This is a genomic window from Micromonospora sp. WMMA1996, from assembly GCF_002573675.1.
Taxonomy (GTDB): Bacteria; Actinomycetota; Actinomycetes; order Mycobacteriales; family Micromonosporaceae; genus Micromonospora; species Micromonospora sediminicola.
In genome coordinates this window covers 2,874,987-2,893,677 of the sequence record NZ_PDHU01000001.1, presented here as the reverse complement: position 1 = coordinate 2,893,677, position 18,691 = coordinate 2,874,987, and the positions used below count along the sequence as shown (strand labels likewise).

The 18,691-nt window shown below is 74.0% G+C and carries 22 protein-coding genes; 5 read left to right on the top strand and 17 right to left on the bottom strand.

Features of this window, described 5'->3' with window-relative positions:
* Nucleotides 1-23 precede the first annotated feature (23 nt).
* Nucleotides 24-974, top strand: coding sequence for a hypothetical protein (locus COO58_RS13205; RefSeq protein ID WP_091576409.1), 951 nt, complete (start codon nt 24-26; stop codon nt 972-974).
* An 18-nt stretch (nt 975-992) separates the two neighbouring features.
* Here COO58_RS13205 and COO58_RS13200 read toward each other — a convergent pair whose 3' ends face one another.
* On the bottom strand, nt 993-1,766 hold the full coding sequence (locus COO58_RS13200; RefSeq protein ID WP_098746304.1) for a trans-aconitate 2-methyltransferase: 774 nt from the start codon (nt 1,764-1,766) through the stop codon (nt 993-995).
* Nucleotides 1,767-1,807: 41 nt separating this feature from the next.
* Between COO58_RS13200 and COO58_RS13195 the strand changes: the two genes are divergently transcribed.
* Nucleotides 1,808-2,446, top strand: a complete 639-nt coding sequence (locus tag COO58_RS13195) for a class I SAM-dependent methyltransferase (protein ID WP_098745139.1) — start codon at nt 1,808-1,810, stop codon at nt 2,444-2,446.
* 18 nt (nt 2,447-2,464) lie between these two features.
* Nucleotides 2,465-3,109 (top strand): hypothetical protein, encoded by a 645-nt coding sequence (locus COO58_RS13190; protein WP_141561888.1) that lies wholly within the window; start codon nt 2,465-2,467, stop codon nt 3,107-3,109.
* A 70-nt stretch (nt 3,110-3,179) separates the two neighbouring features.
* Here COO58_RS13190 and COO58_RS13185 read toward each other — a convergent pair whose 3' ends face one another.
* The 3 genes from COO58_RS13185 to COO58_RS13175 form a co-directional block, all read right to left on the bottom strand.
* Nucleotides 3,180-4,268 carry a winged helix DNA-binding domain-containing protein gene (locus COO58_RS13185; RefSeq protein WP_218012348.1) on the bottom strand — a complete coding sequence of 363 codons (1,089 nt, stop codon included), beginning with the start codon at nt 4,266-4,268 and terminating at the stop codon, nt 3,180-3,182.
* Nucleotides 4,269-4,330: 62 nt separating this feature from the next.
* Nucleotides 4,331-4,558: a hypothetical protein gene (locus COO58_RS13180; RefSeq protein WP_141561887.1), complete on the bottom strand. Its 228-nt coding sequence runs from the start codon at nt 4,556-4,558 to the stop codon at nt 4,331-4,333.
* 40 nt (nt 4,559-4,598) lie between these two features.
* Complete coding sequence (locus tag COO58_RS13175; protein WP_141561886.1) at nt 4,599-4,922, bottom strand: dihydrofolate reductase family protein; 324 nt, start codon at nt 4,920-4,922, stop codon at nt 4,599-4,601.
* 89 nt (nt 4,923-5,011) lie between these two features.
* On the opposite strand from COO58_RS13175, the gene COO58_RS13170 reads away from it, so the two are divergent.
* Nucleotides 5,012-5,212, top strand: a complete 201-nt coding sequence (locus COO58_RS13170; RefSeq protein ID WP_091576396.1) for a hypothetical protein — start codon at nt 5,012-5,014, stop codon at nt 5,210-5,212.
* Nucleotides 5,213-5,238: 26 nt separating this feature from the next.
* On the opposite strand, the gene COO58_RS13165 is transcribed toward COO58_RS13170, so the two are convergent.
* The 8 genes from COO58_RS13165 to COO58_RS13130 form a co-directional block, all read right to left on the bottom strand.
* Complete coding sequence (locus COO58_RS13165) at nt 5,239-6,918, bottom strand: long-chain-fatty-acid--CoA ligase (protein ID WP_098745136.1); 1,680 nt, start codon at nt 6,916-6,918, stop codon at nt 5,239-5,241.
* Between the two features lie 96 nt (nt 6,919-7,014).
* On the bottom strand, nt 7,015-7,194 hold the full coding sequence (locus COO58_RS13160; RefSeq protein WP_091576392.1) for a hypothetical protein: 180 nt from the start codon (nt 7,192-7,194) through the stop codon (nt 7,015-7,017).
* Nucleotides 7,195-7,267: 73 nt separating this feature from the next.
* Nucleotides 7,268-7,978 carry a spermidine synthase gene (locus COO58_RS13155; protein WP_098745135.1) on the bottom strand — a complete coding sequence of 237 codons (711 nt, stop codon included), beginning with the start codon at nt 7,976-7,978 and terminating at the stop codon, nt 7,268-7,270.
* A gap of 81 nt (nt 7,979-8,059) precedes the next feature.
* Nucleotides 8,060-8,668: a class I SAM-dependent methyltransferase gene (locus COO58_RS13150; RefSeq protein ID WP_091576387.1), complete on the bottom strand. Its 609-nt coding sequence runs from the start codon at nt 8,666-8,668 to the stop codon at nt 8,060-8,062.
* Entirely contained in the window at nt 8,607-9,506 is a 900-nt protein-coding gene (locus COO58_RS13145; protein WP_098745133.1) for a sulfite exporter TauE/SafE family protein, read from the bottom strand. The genes COO58_RS13150 and COO58_RS13145 overlap by 62 nt, the downstream gene beginning before the upstream one ends.
* Nucleotides 9,503-10,090, bottom strand: a complete 588-nt coding sequence (locus COO58_RS13140) for a rhodanese-like domain-containing protein (protein ID WP_098745131.1) — start codon at nt 10,088-10,090, stop codon at nt 9,503-9,505. Before COO58_RS13140 ends, COO58_RS13145 begins: the two co-directional genes overlap by 4 nt.
* A gap of 72 nt (nt 10,091-10,162) precedes the next feature.
* Nucleotides 10,163-11,563 (bottom strand): MBL fold metallo-hydrolase, encoded by a 1,401-nt coding sequence (locus COO58_RS13135; RefSeq protein WP_098745130.1) that lies wholly within the window; start codon nt 11,561-11,563, stop codon nt 10,163-10,165.
* Between the two features lie 131 nt (nt 11,564-11,694).
* Nucleotides 11,695-11,964, bottom strand: coding sequence for a metal-sensitive transcriptional regulator (locus COO58_RS13130; RefSeq protein WP_091064957.1), 270 nt, complete (start codon nt 11,962-11,964; stop codon nt 11,695-11,697).
* 819 nt (nt 11,965-12,783) lie between these two features.
* Between COO58_RS13130 and eccB the strand changes: the two genes are divergently transcribed.
* Nucleotides 12,784-14,166, top strand: a complete 1,383-nt coding sequence (gene eccB, locus COO58_RS13125) for a type VII secretion protein EccB (RefSeq protein WP_098745128.1) — start codon at nt 12,784-12,786, stop codon at nt 14,164-14,166.
* A 13-nt stretch (nt 14,167-14,179) separates the two neighbouring features.
* Here eccB and COO58_RS13120 read toward each other — a convergent pair whose 3' ends face one another.
* The 5 genes from COO58_RS13120 to COO58_RS13100 are packed head-to-tail and all read right to left on the bottom strand — an operon-like array spanning nt 14,180 to nt 18,645.
* Nucleotides 14,180-14,782 (bottom strand): bifunctional 2-polyprenyl-6-hydroxyphenol methylase/3-demethylubiquinol 3-O-methyltransferase UbiG, encoded by a 603-nt coding sequence (locus COO58_RS13120; protein WP_091576375.1) that lies wholly within the window; start codon nt 14,780-14,782, stop codon nt 14,180-14,182.
* Between the two features lie 23 nt (nt 14,783-14,805).
* Entirely contained in the window at nt 14,806-15,408 is a 603-nt protein-coding gene (locus COO58_RS13115) for a phosphatase PAP2 family protein (protein ID WP_091576373.1), read from the bottom strand.
* Between the two features lie 23 nt (nt 15,409-15,431).
* The gene (locus tag COO58_RS13110; protein ID WP_091576370.1) at nt 15,432-16,298 is read right to left on the bottom strand and encodes a carbohydrate ABC transporter permease; all 867 of its coding nucleotides are present in this window, start codon (nt 16,296-16,298) and stop codon (nt 15,432-15,434) included.
* Nucleotides 16,298-17,257: a carbohydrate ABC transporter permease gene (locus COO58_RS13105; protein ID WP_091576367.1), complete on the bottom strand. Its 960-nt coding sequence runs from the start codon at nt 17,255-17,257 to the stop codon at nt 16,298-16,300. Before COO58_RS13105 ends, COO58_RS13110 begins: the two co-directional genes overlap by 1 nt.
* Entirely contained in the window at nt 17,254-18,645 is a 1,392-nt protein-coding gene (locus COO58_RS13100; RefSeq protein WP_098745127.1) for an ABC transporter substrate-binding protein, read from the bottom strand. The genes COO58_RS13105 and COO58_RS13100 overlap by 4 nt, the downstream gene beginning before the upstream one ends.
* Nucleotides 18,646-18,691 lie beyond the last annotated feature (46 nt).

Genomic DNA, 18,691 nt, shown 5'->3' with positions numbered 1-18,691 from the left:
CCCGCTCTCTATGATCGTCGACCGTGACCCGCACCACGCCGCCGCGCCCTGTCGACGTCGCGGCCCTCTTCCCCGAGCTGACCGCCCACTCGACCACGGCCACCCGGCTGCACCCCCGCCCGGGCCGCCCGACGGTCGCCGACAGTTCGGTCGGCGGGCCGCTGCTCTGGCCGGCGCACGAGGCGTGGCCGGTCTGCGACGACGGCGACGCGCACTACGTCTTCCAGCTCCGGACCCCGGCGTCGGTGCACCGCGACCGGGCGATCCTCGCCGCCGACGAGGTGACCGACGAGCAGCGGGCGCAGCTGTCGCCCCTGGGCTTCTCCGAGCCCCACCACCTGGTGGACCAGCCGATACCGATGGTCCCGGTGGCCCAACTGCACCGTCGGGACGTCCCCGACTTCGTCGGGCCCGACGACACGGACGTGATGCAGGTCCTGTGGTGCCCGCTGGACCACCCCGAGCTGGGATACAGCCCCAAGGTACGGCTGTTCTGGCGGCGCGCCGACGACGTGACCGAGCCGGTGGCGACCGCCCCCGAACCACCAGTGGTCAACGACTCCTACCTGCCCGCGTCCTGCGTGCTGCATCCGGAGCGGATCCGCGAATACCAGTACGGCGGGCTGCTGCCCGATGACCTGGACGCCCGGATCAGGGACTGGGAGGACGAGGACGAGGACACCTACCAGGTGGACCTGTCACTGGCCCCGGGTTGGAAGGTCGGCGGCTTCGCGAACTGGTCGCTGACCGACCCCCACCCGGTGGACTGCGCCGAGTGCGGCACCCCGATGACGCTGCTGTTCACCGCCGACTCCTCCGAGTGGCACGGGACGGACGGCAGTTGGCGGCCGGTGGAGGACCCGCCCGGAGCGTCCGCAGCGCCGACGGAGGTGACGATCGGGCGGGGCTACTCTCTCTACGTGTTCCGCTGCCCCACGTCCTTCGACCACCCGGCCGCCACCACCATCCAGTGACCGGCAGCCGGGGGCAGGTCAGGACGAGGCGTCCGGCCGCCGGCGGGCGAGGTGGACGGTGACGTCGGTGGTGACCTCGACCGTGTCGGGCAGCACCTCCCGGATCCGCCGGAAGACCTGCTCCCGCCGATCCGCCGACAGTTCCAGGTAGGCCGAGACGGTCGACAACAGAGCGACGTAGTCGTCCGCGCCCATCGTGACGCGGCGCTCGATCTCGGACTGCCGGACGTCGGTGAACCGGGCATCCCGGCGCAGCTCGGTGCCCGGCCACCGCATGGCGTGCGTCTCCGGCGTCCCGTCCGGGGAGGGGATCTCGTCGCTGTCGAGGAACGGCGCCCGGGCCCGCCGCACCGACGCCTCCACCGCCGGGTCGCGCAACCGCAGCGGCCCACCGAACGAGGCGAACACGCCGCCGGGAGTCAGGAGCGCGGCCACCCGGTCCCACCGGCCCTGGGGGCGCGTCCAGTGCAGCGCCGCCGCCACGTAGACCAGGTCGTAGGTCACGTCCGTCGGCAGCTCCTCGAACGCGGCTCGCACGGTCCGCACCTGCACCGGCACGTGCGCGCGCAGCTCGGCGAGCATGGCGGCGTCCGGCTCGGTGGCGGTGATCCTGAGCCCCGACCGGGCGAACAGGCGCGTCGCCTTGCCGGTCCCGGCGCCGATCTCCAGTGCGGTCCGCAGCGGACGGTCCGCGTACGCCAGCACCAGGTCGGCGAGCGCCTGCGGATATCTGGGGCGGAACCGCTCGTACGCCCGCGCGGCCGTCCCGAAGCTCAGAGCGCGGTCGGACATGCCGAGCATCCTCACACGAGCCCGGTCTATCGTGTGCCGTCATGGGCGCTGCCAGCTGGATCGACGACACCCGCACCTCCTACGACACGGTGGCGGCCAGCTACGCCGACCTGCTGCGCGACGCCCTCGCCGGCGAACCGTTCCAGCGCGGAATTCTCGGGTTGTTCGCCGAACTGGTGCGGGCGCAGGGGAGCGGGCCGGTCGTCGACATGGGCTGCGGGCCGGGCCGGATCACCGCCCACCTGCGCGGTCTCGGCCTGGACGCGTTCGGCGTCGACCTGTCCCCGGCGATGATCGAGGTGGCCCGGCGGGACCACCCGGGCCTGCGCTTCGAGGTGGGCTCGATGACGCGACTCGACCTCGCCGACGCGTCGCTGACCGGTCTGCTCGCCTGGTTCTCGCTGATCCACGTGCCGGACGAGGACGTGCCCGGGGTGCTCGCCGGGTTCCACCGGGCGCTGCGGCCCGGCGGGGTGGTCCTGCTCGGCTTCTTCGCCGGCGAGGGCAGCCGGCTCAAGACCCAGGGGTACGGCGGACACCCGATGCGCGTCCACGTGCACCGCCGCCCGCCGCAGCGGGTCGCGGGCTGGCTGGACGCCGCCGGCTTCACCGTCGACGCCGAGATGACCCACCGTCCCGCCCCGGATGTCGAGGGCGGGTTCGTGTTCGCCCACCGCTGAGGGCGGTAGCGTGCCGTGGTGCTCGACTACTACCAGCTTCTGGCTCCGGCTGACGGCGTACCGCTCGGGCTGCTGGTCGAGGAGTTCGAGCTGGCCGACGACCTGTCCGCGACGCGGCTGCGCAGCGCCGGCTGGACGCCGTCCGACGGCGGCTGGTGGAGTTCCCGCGCCTTCGCCCGCGCGCTGCGCGCCCGGCCGGACGTCCGCGCCCGGGTCCGCGCGGTGACCCGCACGGCCGCCGAGGATACGTATGCCCGGCTCGGCGGCGGGGCGCTGCCGGACGAGGACACGCTGCGCGACAGGTTCCGCGACGACCTCACGCTGGCGGTCGCGGAGCCGCTGCGGCTGGGTGCCGGCCCGGCCGTGCACCGGGTGCTGTTCGCCGGCGACCTCGACGCCGGACGGCTGGCCGCTCTGGTGGCGTCGCTGCCCGCCGACGGCGTCGCCGACGCGGGACCGGCCGGACCCGGTGTGGTCGCCACCGGGCGGACGCCCGACGCCGCCCGCTGGGAGGTGCGGCGCGTCGGCGGCGGGGTGGCGTGGTGCGTCGACGTGACGGCCGAGCGGGGGAGCGGCGCGCACCTGCGGACGCTGCTGGGGGCGGTCACCACCGTGGGACGCCGGCACGGCCTGATCCCGACGACGATCGAGCGCCTCGGCTGAGCGTCCCGTCGCGCGGTGCAGTGCGGGTATCGCCCGAACCACACGTCGCCGCGGCGTTCCTGACCGCTGGTCAGCCGCCGAAGTCCACGCCCGCGAGCGACACCGAGCGGTGTGCCGCCAGGCGTTCGGCCTGCTCGACGACGGCGCGGCGCCGGCTCTCGGACAGCTTCTGCCAGGGCTCGACGGACACCCGGAACGTGCGGCCCGACTTGCGGGGGCGCCAGGTGCCGACCAGCTCGCCGTCGACCAGGACGGCGCCGGGGCGGCCCAGCACCGGCCACAACTCCTTGGCCCGCGCCGCGTCCGGCGCCACTGTCGCCCGGTCCTTGGCCTGGAGGAACAGGTCGAACGGCCCGAGCAGCCGGGTCGCGGCCACGTCGGTCGAGGTCAGCGCCGCCTCGTCGGCGGCGAGGAGCCACCGCTTCTCACCGTCGACAGTCACCTCGACCGCGTCCTGCGGCCAGCGTGCCTTCACGTCCTTGACCGGGGCGTCGAGGTAGTCGGCCACGTGCTTGGGCGTGGCCGGCCCCAGCAGCCGCAGATAGGCGCGGACGAGGTCGAACCGCTCGCCCGGGTCGCGGGGCGTGAGGTCGGGGATGCGTTGCAGGACCGGCGGGGACGTGTCCAGCCGCAGCTCCAGCCCGGCCCGCACGGCGGCCAGCCGAAACGGCATCTCGTAGAGGTGGGTCGCGTCGCACGGGCGGCAGAAGCGCAGGTAGGGCTCGGGCAGCAGCTCGGCCAGCCGGCCGGAGACCTCGCCCTTCACGGTCGGCGCGGTCACGACCTCCCGCATCCGCGCGGCCACCTCGTCGAGCGCGGCCAGGTTGCCGACGCCGGCCGCCTTCAGCGGCTTGGACGCGTCGTAGATGCGCTTGCCCGCGTCGGCGTCCGAGAACGGCTCGACGGCCGACGCCACCGCGCCGACGTCGGCGCGGCGGTAGAGGTGGGGAGCGCCGCGAACCGCCCACAGCAGCACCAGGTCGTCGGCCGACAGGGCGCTCACATCGACCCCGCGCAGGGCCAGCGCCCACCGGCCGCCGTCGGGACCGGTGTCCTGCACGCCGAGGTCGAGCACGGCGGTGTCGGCGAGCGCGCCCCGCTCCCGGTCGAGCTGCTGGGCACGGACGCGGAAACTCATCACCTGACGCCGGTCGACCACCGGACCAGCCTAGGCGGCGACACCGACACTTTCCGCGCGTCGCGGCCGGCGCGCTGCCGCCGTCAGCGCGCGTCGCGCGGCACGGATGCCGGGCGGGCCGCCCGGCCGCCGTCACCCGACCGCTTGAGCAGGAACACCCCGCCGGCGAGGAACACGGCGCTGAGCACGATGCCGACGAGATTGCCGTCGGCCAGGCTGGAGAAGGCGCCGAGGATGCCCAGGATGACGGCCACCCCACCGACGAGCCGCATGACGTAGCGGCCGACGGAACGAGCTCGAGAATCCACCATGGACGATCGGCTACCCGCCGCGTCGCTGCCGCAAACGCTGTCACCGGGCCCGTCGTAGCACCGTCAGCACGGTCGGGCCGACCGGCTCGACCAGCGTGAACCGGAAGTCGCCGGGGATGCCGGTGGCGAACAGCCGCTCGCCCGCCCCGGCGACGGTCGGGAAGGTGATGAGCCGGTACTCGTCCACCAGATCGGCCCGGGCCAGCGCGTGCACCAGGCTCAGGCTGCCGATCACCACGACGTCCCGCCGCGTGCGCTCCTCGCCGGCCCAGGCCACCGCGTCGCCGGGGATCGCCGCCGAGTTCGACCACGCGGTCACGTCGACGCCGGTCCGGGTCGCCACCCGCTTGGGCGTCGCGTTCATCAGCCGGGCCCGGTCGCCGTCGCGGCCCGGCCAGAGGCGCGCGAAGTGGTCCAGGTCCGCCGCCGGCGGCGCTCGGGCAGGATGGCGGCGTGGACTCCTGGGAGACGATCGACGAGCACATCGTGCAGCAGCGGATCATCCTCGCCGTGCGGGCGATCCGGGAGGCCGAGCGCTGCGGCATCCCGCAGGCACTCGACCTCTACCACGAGCGGTACGCCCACCTACGCCGGACCAGAGCGAACGACTTCACGGTGCCGGAGGAACGGTACTGGGACGGCGTGTACACCTGACCGCCGTTCGCGGGGAGCGCGCCGGGTCAGCCGTCGCTGCGGAGCTGGTCGCGGACCTCGCGGCGCAGGATCTTGCCGATCTGCGAGCGGGGCAGGTCCTCCACCACCACGACCCGGCGGGGCACCTTGTACCCGGCCAGGTGGGTGCGGCAGGCGGTCCGGATCGCCTCCGGGGTGCCGCCGACGGCGGCGTCGAGCACCACCGCCGCGACGACCTCCTCGCCGTCGTCGGTGGGCAGGCCCACGGCGGCGGCCTCGCGGACGCCGGGGATGCGGCGCAACGCCTCCTCCACCTCGGACGGGTAGACGTTGAAGCCGCCGGTGATGATCAGTTCCTTGATCCGGTCGACCACGGTGACGAAGCCGTCGGCGTCCATGGTGACGATGTCGCCGGTGCGCAGCCACCCGCCGGGCAGCAGCACCTTCGCCGTCTCCTCGGGCCGGTTCCAGTAGCCGGCGAACACCTGCGGACCCCGGACCAGCAGCTCCCCGGCCTCACCGGGGGCGCGGTCGCGGTCCGGGTCCTCGGGGTCGACGATGCGGACGTCGGTGGAGGGGAACGGCACCCCGACCGTGCCCGGCCGGCGGGTCGGCGCGACCGGGTTGCCGAGCGTGATCGGGGAGGTCTCGGTCATCCCGTATCCCTCGACCAGCAGGCCGCCGGTCACCTGCTCCCACAGGTCCACAGTGGCCGGTGGCAGCGCCATCGCGCCGGAGATGGCGTACCGGATCGAGGTGAGGTCGACGCCGCGCTCGCGGGCGGCGGTGGCCAGCCGCGCGTAGACCGGCGGTACGGCGGGCAGGAACGTCGGCGGGCGTCGGCGGGTCGCGTCGAGCACCTGGTCGGCGTCGAAGCGGGGGAACAGCACCAGTGTCGCCCCGATGCCGACGGCGAAGGTGAGGCAGAGCGTCAGGCCGTAGGCGTGGAACAGGGGCAGGACCGCGTAGACGGTCTCCGCGCCGTCGCGCAGGCCGGGCACCCAGGCCCGGCCCTGCGCGGCGTTGGCGCGCAGGTTGCGGTGGGTCAGCACGGCGCCCTTGGGCACGCCGGTGGTTCCACCGGTGTACTGGAGCAGCGCCACGTCGCCGGCCTCCGGACCGGGGTGCGCGGACGGCAGCGGCCCGGCGGCGGCGACCAGCTCCGACCAGGCCGCCGCGCCGGGCGCGGGGGCGGTCATCGCCGCGCGGGCGGCGCGGACCTTGGGCAGCGGCAGCCGCAGCGCCCACCGCTTGAGCCGGGGCAGCGCCGAGGTCAGGTCGACCGCGACGACGGTACGCACGGAGCCCCGTCCCGCCACCAGTGGCGCGACCTTGTCCCAGACGACCGCCACCCGGGCGCCGTGGTCGGTGAGTTGCCGGTCCAGCTCGTCGGCGGTGTAGAGCGGGTTGTGCTCGACGACCACCGCGCCCAGGCGCAGCACCGCGTAGAACGCGACCACGTGCTGCGGGCAGTTCGGCAGGACCAGGGCGACCCGGTCACCGGGCCCGACGCCGAGCCGGCGCAGCGCCTCGGCGGCACGGGCGACCTGGTCGGCCAGTTCGGTGAAGGTGGTGGTGGCGCCGTAGAAGTCCAGCGCCACCCGGGGCCCGAAGCGCCGGGCCGCGTCGGTGAGCAGGTCGACCAGCGAGCCGTCCGGCTCCGGGACCTCGGCCGGCACCCCCGGCGCGTAGCTGCGGGTCCAGGGTCGCCGGTCGGTCGCGTCCATCGCCGTCTCTCCTCGCTGCGCGGATGACCGGCCCAGCCTAACTTAACCAGCCGGTAACCTACGCTGACGTAGGTTGCCGGGTTGGTCACACCGGCCTCAACGGCGGCCCGTCGAGTGGTGACTCACCACCCGCCGGGTCTTCACGATCGCGAAGATGATGACCGCGGCGAGCGCGATCACGCCGATGATGACGAGCCACCGGACCGCCTCCAGCAGCAGCCCGAGCAAAATGAGCACACCGGCGACCACGCCGACCACCCAGAGCAACGCGCGCATGTTCCAGCCTCCCGTCGTACGGTGGGCCGTGCGCTTTCCCGCTGCGCGGGCGGCCATGCCGCCGCGCCGGGGATCACCGCCGGGCGACGTAGACGGTGTTCGCCGCCTCCCGGCCCTGCAACGGGTTGGGGAACCGGACGACGTGCGCCACCGAGGTCGGGAACACCTCGGTCAGGGTGCGCTGGAACGCCGGGTCGGGCGGGTCGTTCGACCAGAGCGCGAAGACGCCCTCCGGGTGCAGCAGCGCGGCCAGCCGGCGCAGCCCTTCGGTCGTGTAGAACGGCGCGTGGCTGGGGTGCAGCACCTGGCGGGGGGAGTGGTCCACGTCCAGCAGCACGGCGTGGAAACGCCGACCGGGCTCGTCCGGGTCGAGGCCGGCGTCGGCGACCGCGGCGAAGAAGTCCGCCCGGACGAACCGGGTACGCGGGTCCGCGGCCAGACCGGCGGCGAATGGCAGCAGGTCCAGGCGGTGCCAGTCGATCACGTCCTCGATCGCCTCGACCACCAGCATCGAGCGCACCCGCGGGTCCTCCAGCGCGGTACGCGCGGTGTAGCCGAGGCCGAGCCCGCCGACCACCACGTCGAGCGCCTCGCCGGTGAGCGGGGCCAGCCCCAGCCGGGCCAGCTCGATCTCGGCGACCGGGAACGCGCTGGACATCAGGTACTCGTCGTCGAGCTTGACCTCGTACACCTCGGCGTCCAGCGCCGGGTCACGGCGCCGGCGCAGACTGATCGCCCCGATCGGCGTCTCCCGCCAGGCCAGTTCCTCGAAGCGCGCGCCCACCCGGTGTCCTCTCCGCCGTTCCGTCACCGGATGTTACCGGTCGACCCGGGCCCGGCCCGCGGGAACGACCGCTGCGGCGCCTCAATCGGCGGGACGGGTCGCCACCACCACGGTGTCCAACGCGTCCACGCTGCCGCCGTCGCTGGTCGGCACCGGCCGGCGGGCCGTCTCGGCGCGCTGGATGCGCAGCCCGGCCAGCCCGTCGACCACCGCCTCGGGGGTGAGCAGCACGCTCGCGTCCTGCGGGCCGCCGGTGCCGCCGGAGAGGTTGGCCAGGTCGTGGCCGACCACCACGAGCGTGCCGCCGGGGCGCAGCGCCGACCGCGCGGCGCCGAGCACGCGCGCGAAGTCGGCGGCGGGCAGGTGCAGGTAGCTGATCAGCACCAGGTCGTAGCTGTTCGGCACCGGCCGGTACGCGGTCACGTCGGCGACCCGCCAGTCGACCGAGACGCCCCGCGCGGCCGCCAGCTCGCGCCCGCGGTCGATGGCCACGGTCGAGAAGTCCACCGCGTTGACCCGCCAGCCCTGACCGGCCAGCCAGACCGCGTTGCGCCCCTCGCCGGCGGCGACGTCCAGCGCCGCGCCGGGTGTCAGACCGGCGACCGCCTCGACCACGAACCGGTTGGGCTCAGCGCTCCACACCAGTCCGGGCGTGTTGGCGTACCGGCTGTCCCAGGCGCTGCTGTCCACTGTGTCCCCTCCTTCGGCGGCCCCACACCACCACGCTGACCGTACCGGCAGCGGCAAGCGCTCCCACCGCGAGTCCCCACGCCGGGGGAAGCTGCTGCGCCAGGACGAAGACGCCCATCACCACGACGAACCAGCCGAACGACGTGCGCAGCACGTCGGCCGGGATCCGGCCGGCGAGCCGGCCACCGAGAAGGCTGCCGACGATCGCGGCGGCGGTGACGGCGGCGGCCAGACCCCAGTTGATCTGCACGCTGGAGAGGTAGCCGCCCAGGCCGGCGAACGACTTCATCGCGATGACCACCAGCGACGTGCCGACCGCGACCGGCATCGGCAGGCCGCCGAGCAGGGCCAGGGCGGGCACCACCAGGAAGCCGCCGCCCGCGCCGACCAGGCCGGTGACCAGACCGACCACCACGCCGTCGAGGACCACACGCAGCACCGGCAGCTCGTGCGGCGTCGGCCGCCCCTCGGCGGAGCGCCGACCGCGGATCATCGCGGCCGCGGTGGCGAGCATCATCAGCGCGAACGCGGTGAGCAGGACGCTCGCCGGGATGAACTCGGCCAGCCGACCGCCGGCGTACGCGCCGGTCATGCCGGCCAGACCGAAGATCAGCCCGGTGCGCCAGCGCACCCGGTGGGCGCGGGCGTGCGGCAGCACACCGACCGCGCTGGTGGCCCCCACGACGAGCAGCGAGGTGGCGATGGCCTCCTTGGGCGGCAGGTCGGCGACGTAGACCAGCAGCGGCACGGCGAGGATCGACCCGCCGCCGCCGAGCAGACCGAGGCTCACCCCGATCAGCACCGCGCCCGCCACGGTCAGCACCAGCGCGGCGCTCACGACCGCCGCCCGGTGTCGCTCAGCTGACCGACGACGCTGTCCAGGTCGCAGCTGGCGCCCCGGTTGTACGGCAGCTTGCTCAGCAGCATGCCCATCGCGCAGGTGTTCGAGACGGCCGCGAAGGTGAGGCCAGCGCCGATGAAGCCGGCGACCCACTTCAGGCCCGGCACGAAGACCGAGGCGACGACGCTGGCCAGCACGATCGAACCGGCGACGAGGCGGACCTGGCGCTCCAGGTCCCAGCGCGGCCGGCCCTGGTTGACCGGGGCGTTCGCGGCCTGCCAGGCCAGCATGCCCCCGTCGAGGACCTTGAGGTTGGGCAGGCCGACGGTGGCGAGCGCCTGTTCCGCCTGGGTGGCGCGGGCGCCGGACCGGCAGATCAGCACCACGTCCTCGTCCAGGTGGTTGCGCAGTTCCTCGCGGTGCTCCTTGAGCAGGTCCAGCGGCACGTTGTAGGCGCCGGGGACGTGCGCGGCCTCGAATTCGCCGGGGGTGCGGACGTCCAGCAGCCGGGGTGCGCGCCCGGCGGCGATCAGCTCGCGCAGGGTGACCGCGTCGACGGTCGAGGGGGTCGTGGTGGTCATGTTCTTCTCCTTCGTGGGCAGGGGTCATCGCCGGCCGGCGCGAGCGCGCCGGCCGGGTGCGGGTGCGGAGGGTCAGGTGGTGGGCGCCATCCGGACGCCGGCCGCCTCGGCCTGGCCGAACATGTCGTCGATCAACACGACGTCTCGGCCGGCGTTGGCCAGCAGGGACGCGGCGGCGGTGGCCCGGTAGCCGGAGCCGCAGTGCACCCAGACCGTGCCGGCGGGCACGTCGGCGAGCCGCGTCGGCAGGTCGGGCAGCGGGACGTGCACCGCCCCGTCGACGTGCCCGGCCTTCCACTCGTTGGTCATCCGCACGTCGAGGACGACCTGCGGGGCGGGCAGGCCGGCCGGGGTGTTCCCGGCCTGCGCGGCGGCCAGCGCGCCGAAGTCGGCCACGGTCAGCTCGCGCAGCTCCGACCGGTCGGTGGCCCACCGCTCGGGCTCGCCGGTGGCCTGCGCGGCCGGCCGGTCGATGCCGATGCGGACCAACTCCCGCTGGGCGTCGGCGACCTGGTCCGGCGTCTCGGCCAGGAAGGTGATCGGCGCGCCCCAGTCGATCAGCCAGCCGAGCCAGGTCGACATCGGCCCGTCCAGACCGAGGCTGACGGTGCCGGCCAGGTGCGAGGCCGCGTACGCCTTGCGGTGTCGCAGGTCGACCACCCACTCGCCGGCGGCGATCCGGCGGCGCAGCTCGTCGGCGTCGGCGCGGGCGACCGGGGTGAGGTCGACCGGCGCCGGCCCGGCGGCGTTGGCCACGCCCATGTGGGCGTAGTACGCCGGGTAGGCGTCCAGGCCGGCGAGCGTCTCGGTGACGAACCGGTCGGCGGCCAGCCGCAGCACCGGGTTGGCCTCCTTCTCCCGGCCGATGGTCGACTCCGGGGCGTCGGCCTGGCTGGCCGAGCAGAAGCTGCCGAAGCCGTGCGTCGGCCACACCTGCGCGCCGTCGGGCAGCAGGTCGGCCAGCTTGCGGGCGGAGGCGTGCTGGTGGTGGGCCAGCTCGTGCGCGTGCTGCTGGCCGAGCAGGTCGGTGCGCCCGGTGGTGCCGAACAGCAGCGACCCGCCGGTGAAGACGCCGACCGGGGTCCAGCCACCGTCGCCGGCCTCGTCGAGCGCGTACGAGAGGTGGTGGAAGGTGTGGCCGGGCGTGCCGACCACCCGCAGCCGCAGGGCGTCCGACACCGGCACCTCGTCGCCGTCGGCCACCGGCATCCGGGCGAAGCCGACCTCGTCGGCGGCGGCCACCAGGTAGTGGGCGCCGGTGATCCGGGCCAGCTCCAGCCCGCCGGACACGTAGTCGTTGTGGATGTGGGTCTCCACCACGTGGGTGATCCGCACCCCCTTGGCTCCGGCCAGGTGCAGGACGCGGTCGATGTCCCGCTGCGGGTCGACCACGATCGCCACCCGGCCGTCCGAGGCCAGGTAGCTGCGGTCGCCGAGCGAGGACGTGGCGATGACGGACACCTCGACAGTCACGAGCCGTTCCCTTCTGGTTGTCACACATACCCCTGGGGGTATGCATGGGGCAGACTCCGGCCCGGGTCTCCGGGCACGGGGTTACCCGCCCGGGACGCGATCACGCGGCCCGGTGCGGGCGTCTTTCGGCGCTAGGCCAGGGAGAGGAAGAGCTTCTCCAGCTCCTCCTCGGTCATCTCCGGCTCCTCGCCCGCCTGGCGGGCGGTGCCGCAGTGGCGCATGCCGGAAGCGATGATCTTGAACCCGGCCCGGTCGATCGCCTTGGACACCGCGGCGAGCTGGGTCAGCGCCGCGCGGCAGTCCTCCCCGTTCTCCATCATCTCGATCACGGCGTTGAGCTGCCCCCGGGCCCGCTTGAGTCGGGTCAGCGCGTCGCCGGTCATCTCGGGTCGAAGCTTCACGTCACCACCTCCTGCCCTCGACCATACCCCAGGGGGTACCCGGGCTGCCACCTCTCCGGACCACGCGACCCCGTCTGCTGCCGGTGGTTCGCGTCGCGCCGCTGTTGATCGTGTGGCCACCACCCGTCACTCGGCCACCGGGGCACCGTGGGCGCCTCACGCCGCAGGAGACACCCGCCACGTTCCACCCGCCGCCCGCCCGCCTCCCGCCCGCCTCCCGCGTGACCCGTTCCCGCGACGCGTCGATCTTGGAGTTGTGGTTCCTGGTTTGCAATTAATTACACGGTTTGCCGGGTGCCACAACTCCAAGATTGACGGAACGGGTGCGGCAAGGTCGCGGCGTCGGGGCTGCGCCTGGACGACGCGGAGGGGGAAGGGGGTTTCGCCTGGCGGGACCCACCCCGTGAGGGGAACACCATGGGTGTCTCATGGCCCGGGAAACACCCACCACGTTCCACCCGTCGGCCTTCAACCCCGTCGGTGGAACATCATGGGTGTATCCGGTTCTCCGCGACCACGGCGGCAGACAACTCCGTCAATGGCACCGGGGGCCCGCCGTTCGGGCCCACCTTCAGCGCTGTCCCGGGCCGCCTCACTCCAGTTGCTGGGTCCGGACGGGCGCGATCCCGCAACTTCGGCGAGGTTGCGCCGGGCCAACCGGGCCAGCCGGACCAGCCGGACCGAGCCGGGCCGGCCGGACCAGCCGGACCGAGCCGGGCCGGCCGGGCGGCGCACGGCGGCTCGGGGGACACGCAGGGTCGCCGGGGGATCGACGCAGCGCTTATCCTGTGCGCCGACGATCCCGGCGGAGGGGCATCGATGGCGTCGCGGCAGGACCAGCTGCACTTGTACCAGTTCGCCGTCCAGCGGGCGGTCGCCGCGCTGGTCATGCGGGAGACCGACCCGGCGCGGTCGCCGTTTCGCCGGTTGGCCGGCGCCGGGCTGGCCAGTGTGCTGGTGGCGGCGATCGCGCTCGGCGGGGTGGCGCTCTACGGGCTGTTCACCGGCGGGGGCAGCGCCTGGCGCGATACCGCGGCGGTGATCGTGGAGAAGGAGTCCGGCGCCCGCTTCGTCTACCGGGAGGAGAAGCTGCACCCGGTCCTCAACTACGCCTCGGCCCTGCTCATCATCGGGGCGGAGCGGCCGAAGACCGTGCTGGTCACCCGCCGGGCCATCGAGGGGGTGCCGCGCGGCCTGCCGCTCGGCATCGCCGACGCCCCGGACTCGCTGCCCGCCGCCGGCCGGCTGGTCCGTGACGGGTGGACGCTGTGCTCGTCGGTGACCGTCGAGGCGGGGCGGGCCGAGGCCCGCTCGACGCTGCTGATCGGCCGGGACGCTCCCGGCGGGCGCCCGCTCGGTGACCAGGGCCTGCTCGTCCGCCACCCGGACGGCGGGCTGCACCTGATCTGGCACGATCGGCGCTACCTGCTGCGGGACACCGACCGGGTGCTGGCCGCGCTGGCCGCCACCCGGGAACGGGCCGTCCCGGTCGCGGCGCCGCTGCTCAACACCGTGCCGGCCGGCGCCGACCTGGTCCCGCCCCCGGTGGGCGACCTGGGCGCCCCGTCCGAGGGGGTCGACGGCGCCGAGGTGGGCGACGTCTACCTGGTCCGCAACTCCGGCGGCGGCCGGCAGTACGCGGTGGCCGGGCGCGGCGGACTGGCCGGCATCACCGAGTTGCAGGCCGCGCTGCTGCTGGCCCGCACCGGCCAGGGCGAGCCGGAGCCGATCACGTTGGGCCGGTTCGCCGCGCTGCCCAAGCTGCCCGACCTGGTGCCCACCGGTCCGGCCGCTCCGCCCGCCGTGCCGCCCCGGCTGGCCATGTCCGAGGGCGGCGCGCTCTGCGCCCGGGCCGGCGACGACACGGGCGTACGCGAGATGCGCCTCGGCGCCACCGCGCCGGACCCGGCCGCCGCCGCGCGGACCGCCGGTGGCCGGGACGGGCTCGCCGACCAGGTCGTGGTGGAACCGGGACGCGGCGCGCTGGTGGAGGCGGCGGCCGCGCCGGGCGCGACCGGCGGCGCGGTCTGCGTGGTCACCGACCTGGGCCGGCGGTACGCGCTGACCGGCGCCGACGTGCCGGGCATGCTCGGCTACGCCGGGGTGCGCCCGGTGCGGCTGCCGGCGAGCCTGGTCGACCTGCTGCCGGCGGGCAGCCCGCTGGACCCGGAGGCGGCCCGCGCGGTGGCCACGCCGGCGTGACCGGTCCCGCGACTCAGACGGGGCGGCGCAACACGGTCACCGCGAACTCGGCGTCGTCGCGCCAGGGTCGCAGGTCCCAGGTGGCGAAGCGGTGTTCCAGGCGCAGCCCGGCGGCCACCGCGTCGGCGTCCAGCTCGGCGACCGGGTAACCCCGGTCGGTGCCGAACCCGACCACCACCAGGCCGTCCGGGCGCACGTGGGCGGCGATCCGGGCCAGCACGGCGGGCTCGGTGCCGGGGGCGACGAACGTCATCACGTTGCCGGCGACCACGGCCGCGTCGAACGGCTCGGGTTCGCCCTGCCCGGGCAGGTCCAGCTCGGCCAGGTCGGCGACCAGGAAGCGGGGGCCGGGGTAATCGGCGCGGGCCGCCTCGACCAGCGTCGGGTCGGCGTCCACCCCGACGAGGTTGTGTCCCCGGGCGGCCAGCGCGGCGGCGACCCGGCCGGTGCCGCAGCCGGCGTCGAGGATCCGCGACCCCGGCGGCACGAGCGCGTCCACCATCCGGGCCTCACCGGCCAGGTCCGCCCCCTCGGCGGCGAGGCGGCGGAACCGGTCGACGTACCACTGCGAGTGGCCGGGCTTGGTGTCGGTCACCCAGCGGGTCGGCTTGGCCATGACCTCACGGTAACTGATCTTGTTCAGGTCAGCGCGAGGAACACCCCGGCGGCCAGCGGCGCGCCGAGCGCCGTGCCGGCCAGGACCTGCGGCCAGGTGTGGTCGCGCAGCCGCACCCGGGACCAGCCGACGGCCGCCACCAGCGGCCAGCCGAGCTGCGCCACCGGCCCGAACAGCAGCGCCAGCACGGCCACCGTGGCGCCGGCCACCGCGGCGTGGATGCTCAGCTTCCACCAGTGGTTGACCAGCGTGCACGCCGCGCCGACCACGAAGATGACCACGATCACCGCGAAGAGTTCGGCCGGCGCGCGTAGCGCCGCCAGCAGGAGCAGCCCGACCGCCACCGAGGCCAGGCCGATGGACAGCGGGCGGGCCCGCTGCCGGTGGTCGCCGACGTGCCGGTCGGTGAGCCGGCCCCGGCGTACGCCGTGCAGGATCACGCCGACCGGGACGACCGCGCAGAACAGCAGCGCGGTGCCGCCCCAGAGCAGCAGGTGCGCGGGGGAGCGGCTGACCCGGGCGGCGGCGACCAGCGGCAGCGCGGTGACCAGGACGCCCGGTGCGAGCACCTCGGTGAGCAGCCGGGCCAGCCGCGCGCCGGCCGGACGCTCCCGTGGTGCTCGCACCGGGTCATCCTGGCATGCCGGGGTCAGCCCTTCTCCGCCCCGCTGGTGAGTCCCTCGGTGAGCAGCCGCTCGCCGGCGAAGAACAGCACCACGATCGGCAGGGTGAGGATGACCGAGCCGGCCATCAGCACGGTCTTGGGCACCTCCACGCCGTCGGCGAGCAGGGACAGCCCGAGCGAGACGGTCCACCGGTCCGGCCGGTCGACCAGGAACAGCAGCGCGAACAGGAACTCGTTCCAGGCGATCATGAAGTCGTACAGGGCGACCGCCATCACCGACGGGGCGGCCAGGGGCAGGCTGACCCGGCGGATGATGCCGAGCCGACCGGCCCCGTCGATCGCCGCCGACTCCTCCAGACTGACCGGGATGGTCTCGAAGTAGTTCTTGAGCATGTAGACCGACACCGGCAGCGTCTGCGAGATGTAGACCAGCACCAGCCCGAACAGCGACCCGCGCAGCCCGGCCCGGGTGAAGACCACGAACAGCGGGATCGCGATGACGATCGACGGGAACAGGTAGACCGCCAGGAACAGCGCGCTGACCTGCCGCCGGCCGAAGAACCGCAACCGGGACACCGCGTACGCGCCGGGGATGGCGACCAGCAGAGTGAGCACGGTGGCGGCCAGCGCCACCAGGCCGCTGTTGCGGATGAAGGTGAGGAAACCCTGGCCACCGTTCTCGACGGACCGCAGCACCTCGGCGTACGTGGCGACGGTCAGCTCGCCGAACGGCACCCAGAGCGAGCCGGGGTCGAGCAGCAGGCGTTCGATCGGGCGCACCGAGAGCACCAGCATGTACCAGAACGGCAGCAGGGTGACCACCAGGAAGCCGGCGATCACCAGCCGGCGCAGCCAGCGCAGGCTGACCGTCTCGATCCGGTCGCGGTCCATCACGCCTCCCGTCGCGCGCCGAAGAAGCGCAGGTAGATGGCCACGAACACGAGCAGCACCACGGCCAGCACGACCGCCTGGGCGGCGGCCGCGCCGATGTCGGTGCGGGCGGTGAGGAACTGGTAGACCCGGACGCTGACCACCTCGGTGCCGGCGGAGCCGCCGGTGAGCAGGTAGACGTCGTCGAACTTGTTGAACGTCATGATGAAGCGCAGCACGCCGATCAGCGCGATCACCGGCATCAGTTGCGGCAGCAGGATGTGCCGGAACCGCTGGGTCGGTGTCGCCCCGTCCACCCGGGCGGCCTCCTCCAGTTCGCCCGGCACGGCCTGGAGCCGGGCCAGCAGGAACAGGAACGCGAACGGGAAGTAGCGCCACGCCTCGAACGCGATCACCGTCCACAGCGCGGTGGACTCCTGGGACAGGAACGGCACCGGGGAGTCCCAGCCGAGGAACCGCCGGCCCCAGTCGTTGACGATGCCGAGCTGCGGGTCGAGCATCACCTGCCAGACGAATGTCATGGCGACCACCGGCGCCACGTACGGCAGCAGCATCGACGCGCGCACCAGCGTGCGGCCGCGGAACGGCCCGCGGACGGCGAGCGCCGCCGCCAGGCCGACCACGATCGACCCGACGGTGCCGCCGACGCTGTAGAGCACGGTGGTCCAGAGCGTGTCGGCGAAGCCGGGGGTGTGCAGCACCCGGTCGATGTTGTCCAGGGTCAGCTCGCCGAAGAGGCCGGTCTTGCGCAGCGTCGCCAGGCGTACCCGCTGGAAGGCCAGCACCACGGTCCAGACGATGGGTATGCCGATCACCGCGAGCACGACGAGCAGCGTGGGCGCGACCAGCGCGAGCCCGGCGCGGGACTCGCGGCGGCGCAGGGTCAGTGGCCGGCGGCCGGGTCGGCGGGGCCGCTCCGGGGTGGGGGAGCGGCCGGCCTCCGGCACGGTGGTGGTCAATTGACACCCTTGGCGATGGCGTCCACGTCCTTCTTGGCCCGCTCCGCCGCGCCCCGGGCGTCGGACTTGCCGCCGACCACGTCGGCGAGCGCCTTGGGCACCGGCAGCTCACCGAGGATGGCGCCGACCAGCTTGCCCTGGCCCTGGGTCAGGCCCCAGCGCTGGAAGGTGTCCGGGCTCTCCCGCAGGGTGGTGAGCACGTCGTCGCCGTAGACCTCGGAGAGCGGCTTCTTGGTGTCCACACCGGCCGGGCTGGTGTTCCAGGCGGTGCGGAACTTCTGCTTGTTCTCCTTGGTGCCGGTCCGCACCGGGAAGCGCCCCTCGGGGGACATGCCGAACCAGCGCGGGTAGCCGTCGGAGAGCATGTACTCCACGAAGGACTTGGCCGGGTCGGCTGCGCCGTCGAGCACCGCCCAGGAGCTGACCTCGCCGTACTGGGCCGGTTCGGTGCCGTTCGGGCCCTTGATGGCGGTGACGAAACCGCTGTTCTTCGCCAGCCAGGCCGGGTCGGACTGGCACTGCGGGCAGGTGGGCCGGGCGTCGTTGCGCAGCCCGGCCAGCTCGTCGAGGATGAACGGCGACCAGATCAGCATGGCCGCCTTGCCGGCGAAGTAGGTGGCCCGGGTGGTGTCGACGTCCTGGGCGCCCTTGACCGAGTTGTTCCGCATCAGGTCGCCGTAGAAGCGGAACGCCTCCACACACTCCGGCGAGTCCAGCGTGACCTTCCCGGCGTCGTCGGTGAGCTGGCAGTTGTTGGGTAGCGCGAGGTGCTCGAAGGTCTGCTGGGTGAACACGTCGCCGGGGGCGGTGGCCGCGGTGATGCCGGCGACCCCGCCGGTGTTCAGCTTCGCCGCCGCGGCGGCGATCTTCTCGTACGTGTCGGGGGCCGGCAGGCCGGCGGCGTCGAACAGGTCCTTGCGGTAGACCAGCAGCTGACCCCATCCGTCGCTGGGCACGGCGAGCTGTCGGCCGTCGTCGCTGGTCAGTTCCAGCGCGCGGGGGGAGAAGGTGTCCCGGCCGAGGGCGTCGACGACGGCGCCGTTGGCGTCGGGCTCCAGCAGCTCGTTGCCGGCGAGGGTCCGTACGCCGGCGAGCGAGACCGAGCCGACCACGTCGGGCAGGTCGCCGGCGGCGGCGCTGGACGCGATCAGGGACGGGAACTGGTCCTCGTTGACGGTGACCAGGTTGACCTTGACGCCGGTCTTGGCGGTGTAGTCGGCGATGATCGCCTTGGTGGCGTTGACCCGGTCCGCCACGTCCTCCAGGCTCCACACGGTGATCTGGGAACTGTCGGATTTCTGCCCGTCGTCGCTGCAGGCGGTCGCGCCGGTCCCGGCCAGTGCCAGGATCAGGCTCGAAGCGAGCAGCCGTGTTGAGGGTGATGACATCGGTGGCACTCCTCTCGAAAGAGCACGGCGCGGCATCAATACCCAC

Coding starts and splice junctions, on each gene's coding strand:
- COO58_RS13200 (WP_098746304.1), bottom strand. CDS start 1,766: ATGTCCGACCGCGCTCTGAGCTTCGGGACGGCCGCGCGGGCGTACGAG.
- COO58_RS13195 (WP_098745139.1), top strand. CDS start 1,808: ATGGGCGCTGCCAGCTGGATCGACGACACCCGCACCTCCTACGACACG.
- COO58_RS13180 (WP_141561887.1), bottom strand. CDS start 4,558: ATGGTGGATTCTCGAGCTCGTTCCGTCGGCCGCTACGTCATGCGGCTC.
- COO58_RS13175 (WP_141561886.1), bottom strand. CDS start 4,922: ATGAACGCGACGCCCAAGCGGGTGGCGACCCGGACCGGCGTCGACGTG.
- COO58_RS13165 (WP_098745136.1), bottom strand. CDS start 6,918: ATGGACGCGACCGACCGGCGACCCTGGACCCGCAGCTACGCGCCGGGG.
- COO58_RS13160 (WP_091576392.1), bottom strand. CDS start 7,194: ATGCGCGCGTTGCTCTGGGTGGTCGGCGTGGTCGCCGGTGTGCTCATT.
- COO58_RS13140 (WP_098745131.1), bottom strand. CDS start 10,090: ATGACCACCACGACCCCCTCGACCGTCGACGCGGTCACCCTGCGCGAG.
- eccB (WP_098745128.1), top strand. CDS start 12,784: ATGGCGTCGCGGCAGGACCAGCTGCACTTGTACCAGTTCGCCGTCCAG.
- COO58_RS13120 (WP_091576375.1), bottom strand. CDS start 14,782: ATGGCCAAGCCGACCCGCTGGGTGACCGACACCAAGCCCGGCCACTCG.
- COO58_RS13110 (WP_091576370.1), bottom strand. CDS start 16,298: ATGGACCGCGACCGGATCGAGACGGTCAGCCTGCGCTGGCTGCGCCGG.
- COO58_RS13100 (WP_098745127.1), bottom strand. CDS start 18,645: ATGTCATCACCCTCAACACGGCTGCTCGCTTCGAGCCTGATCCTGGCA.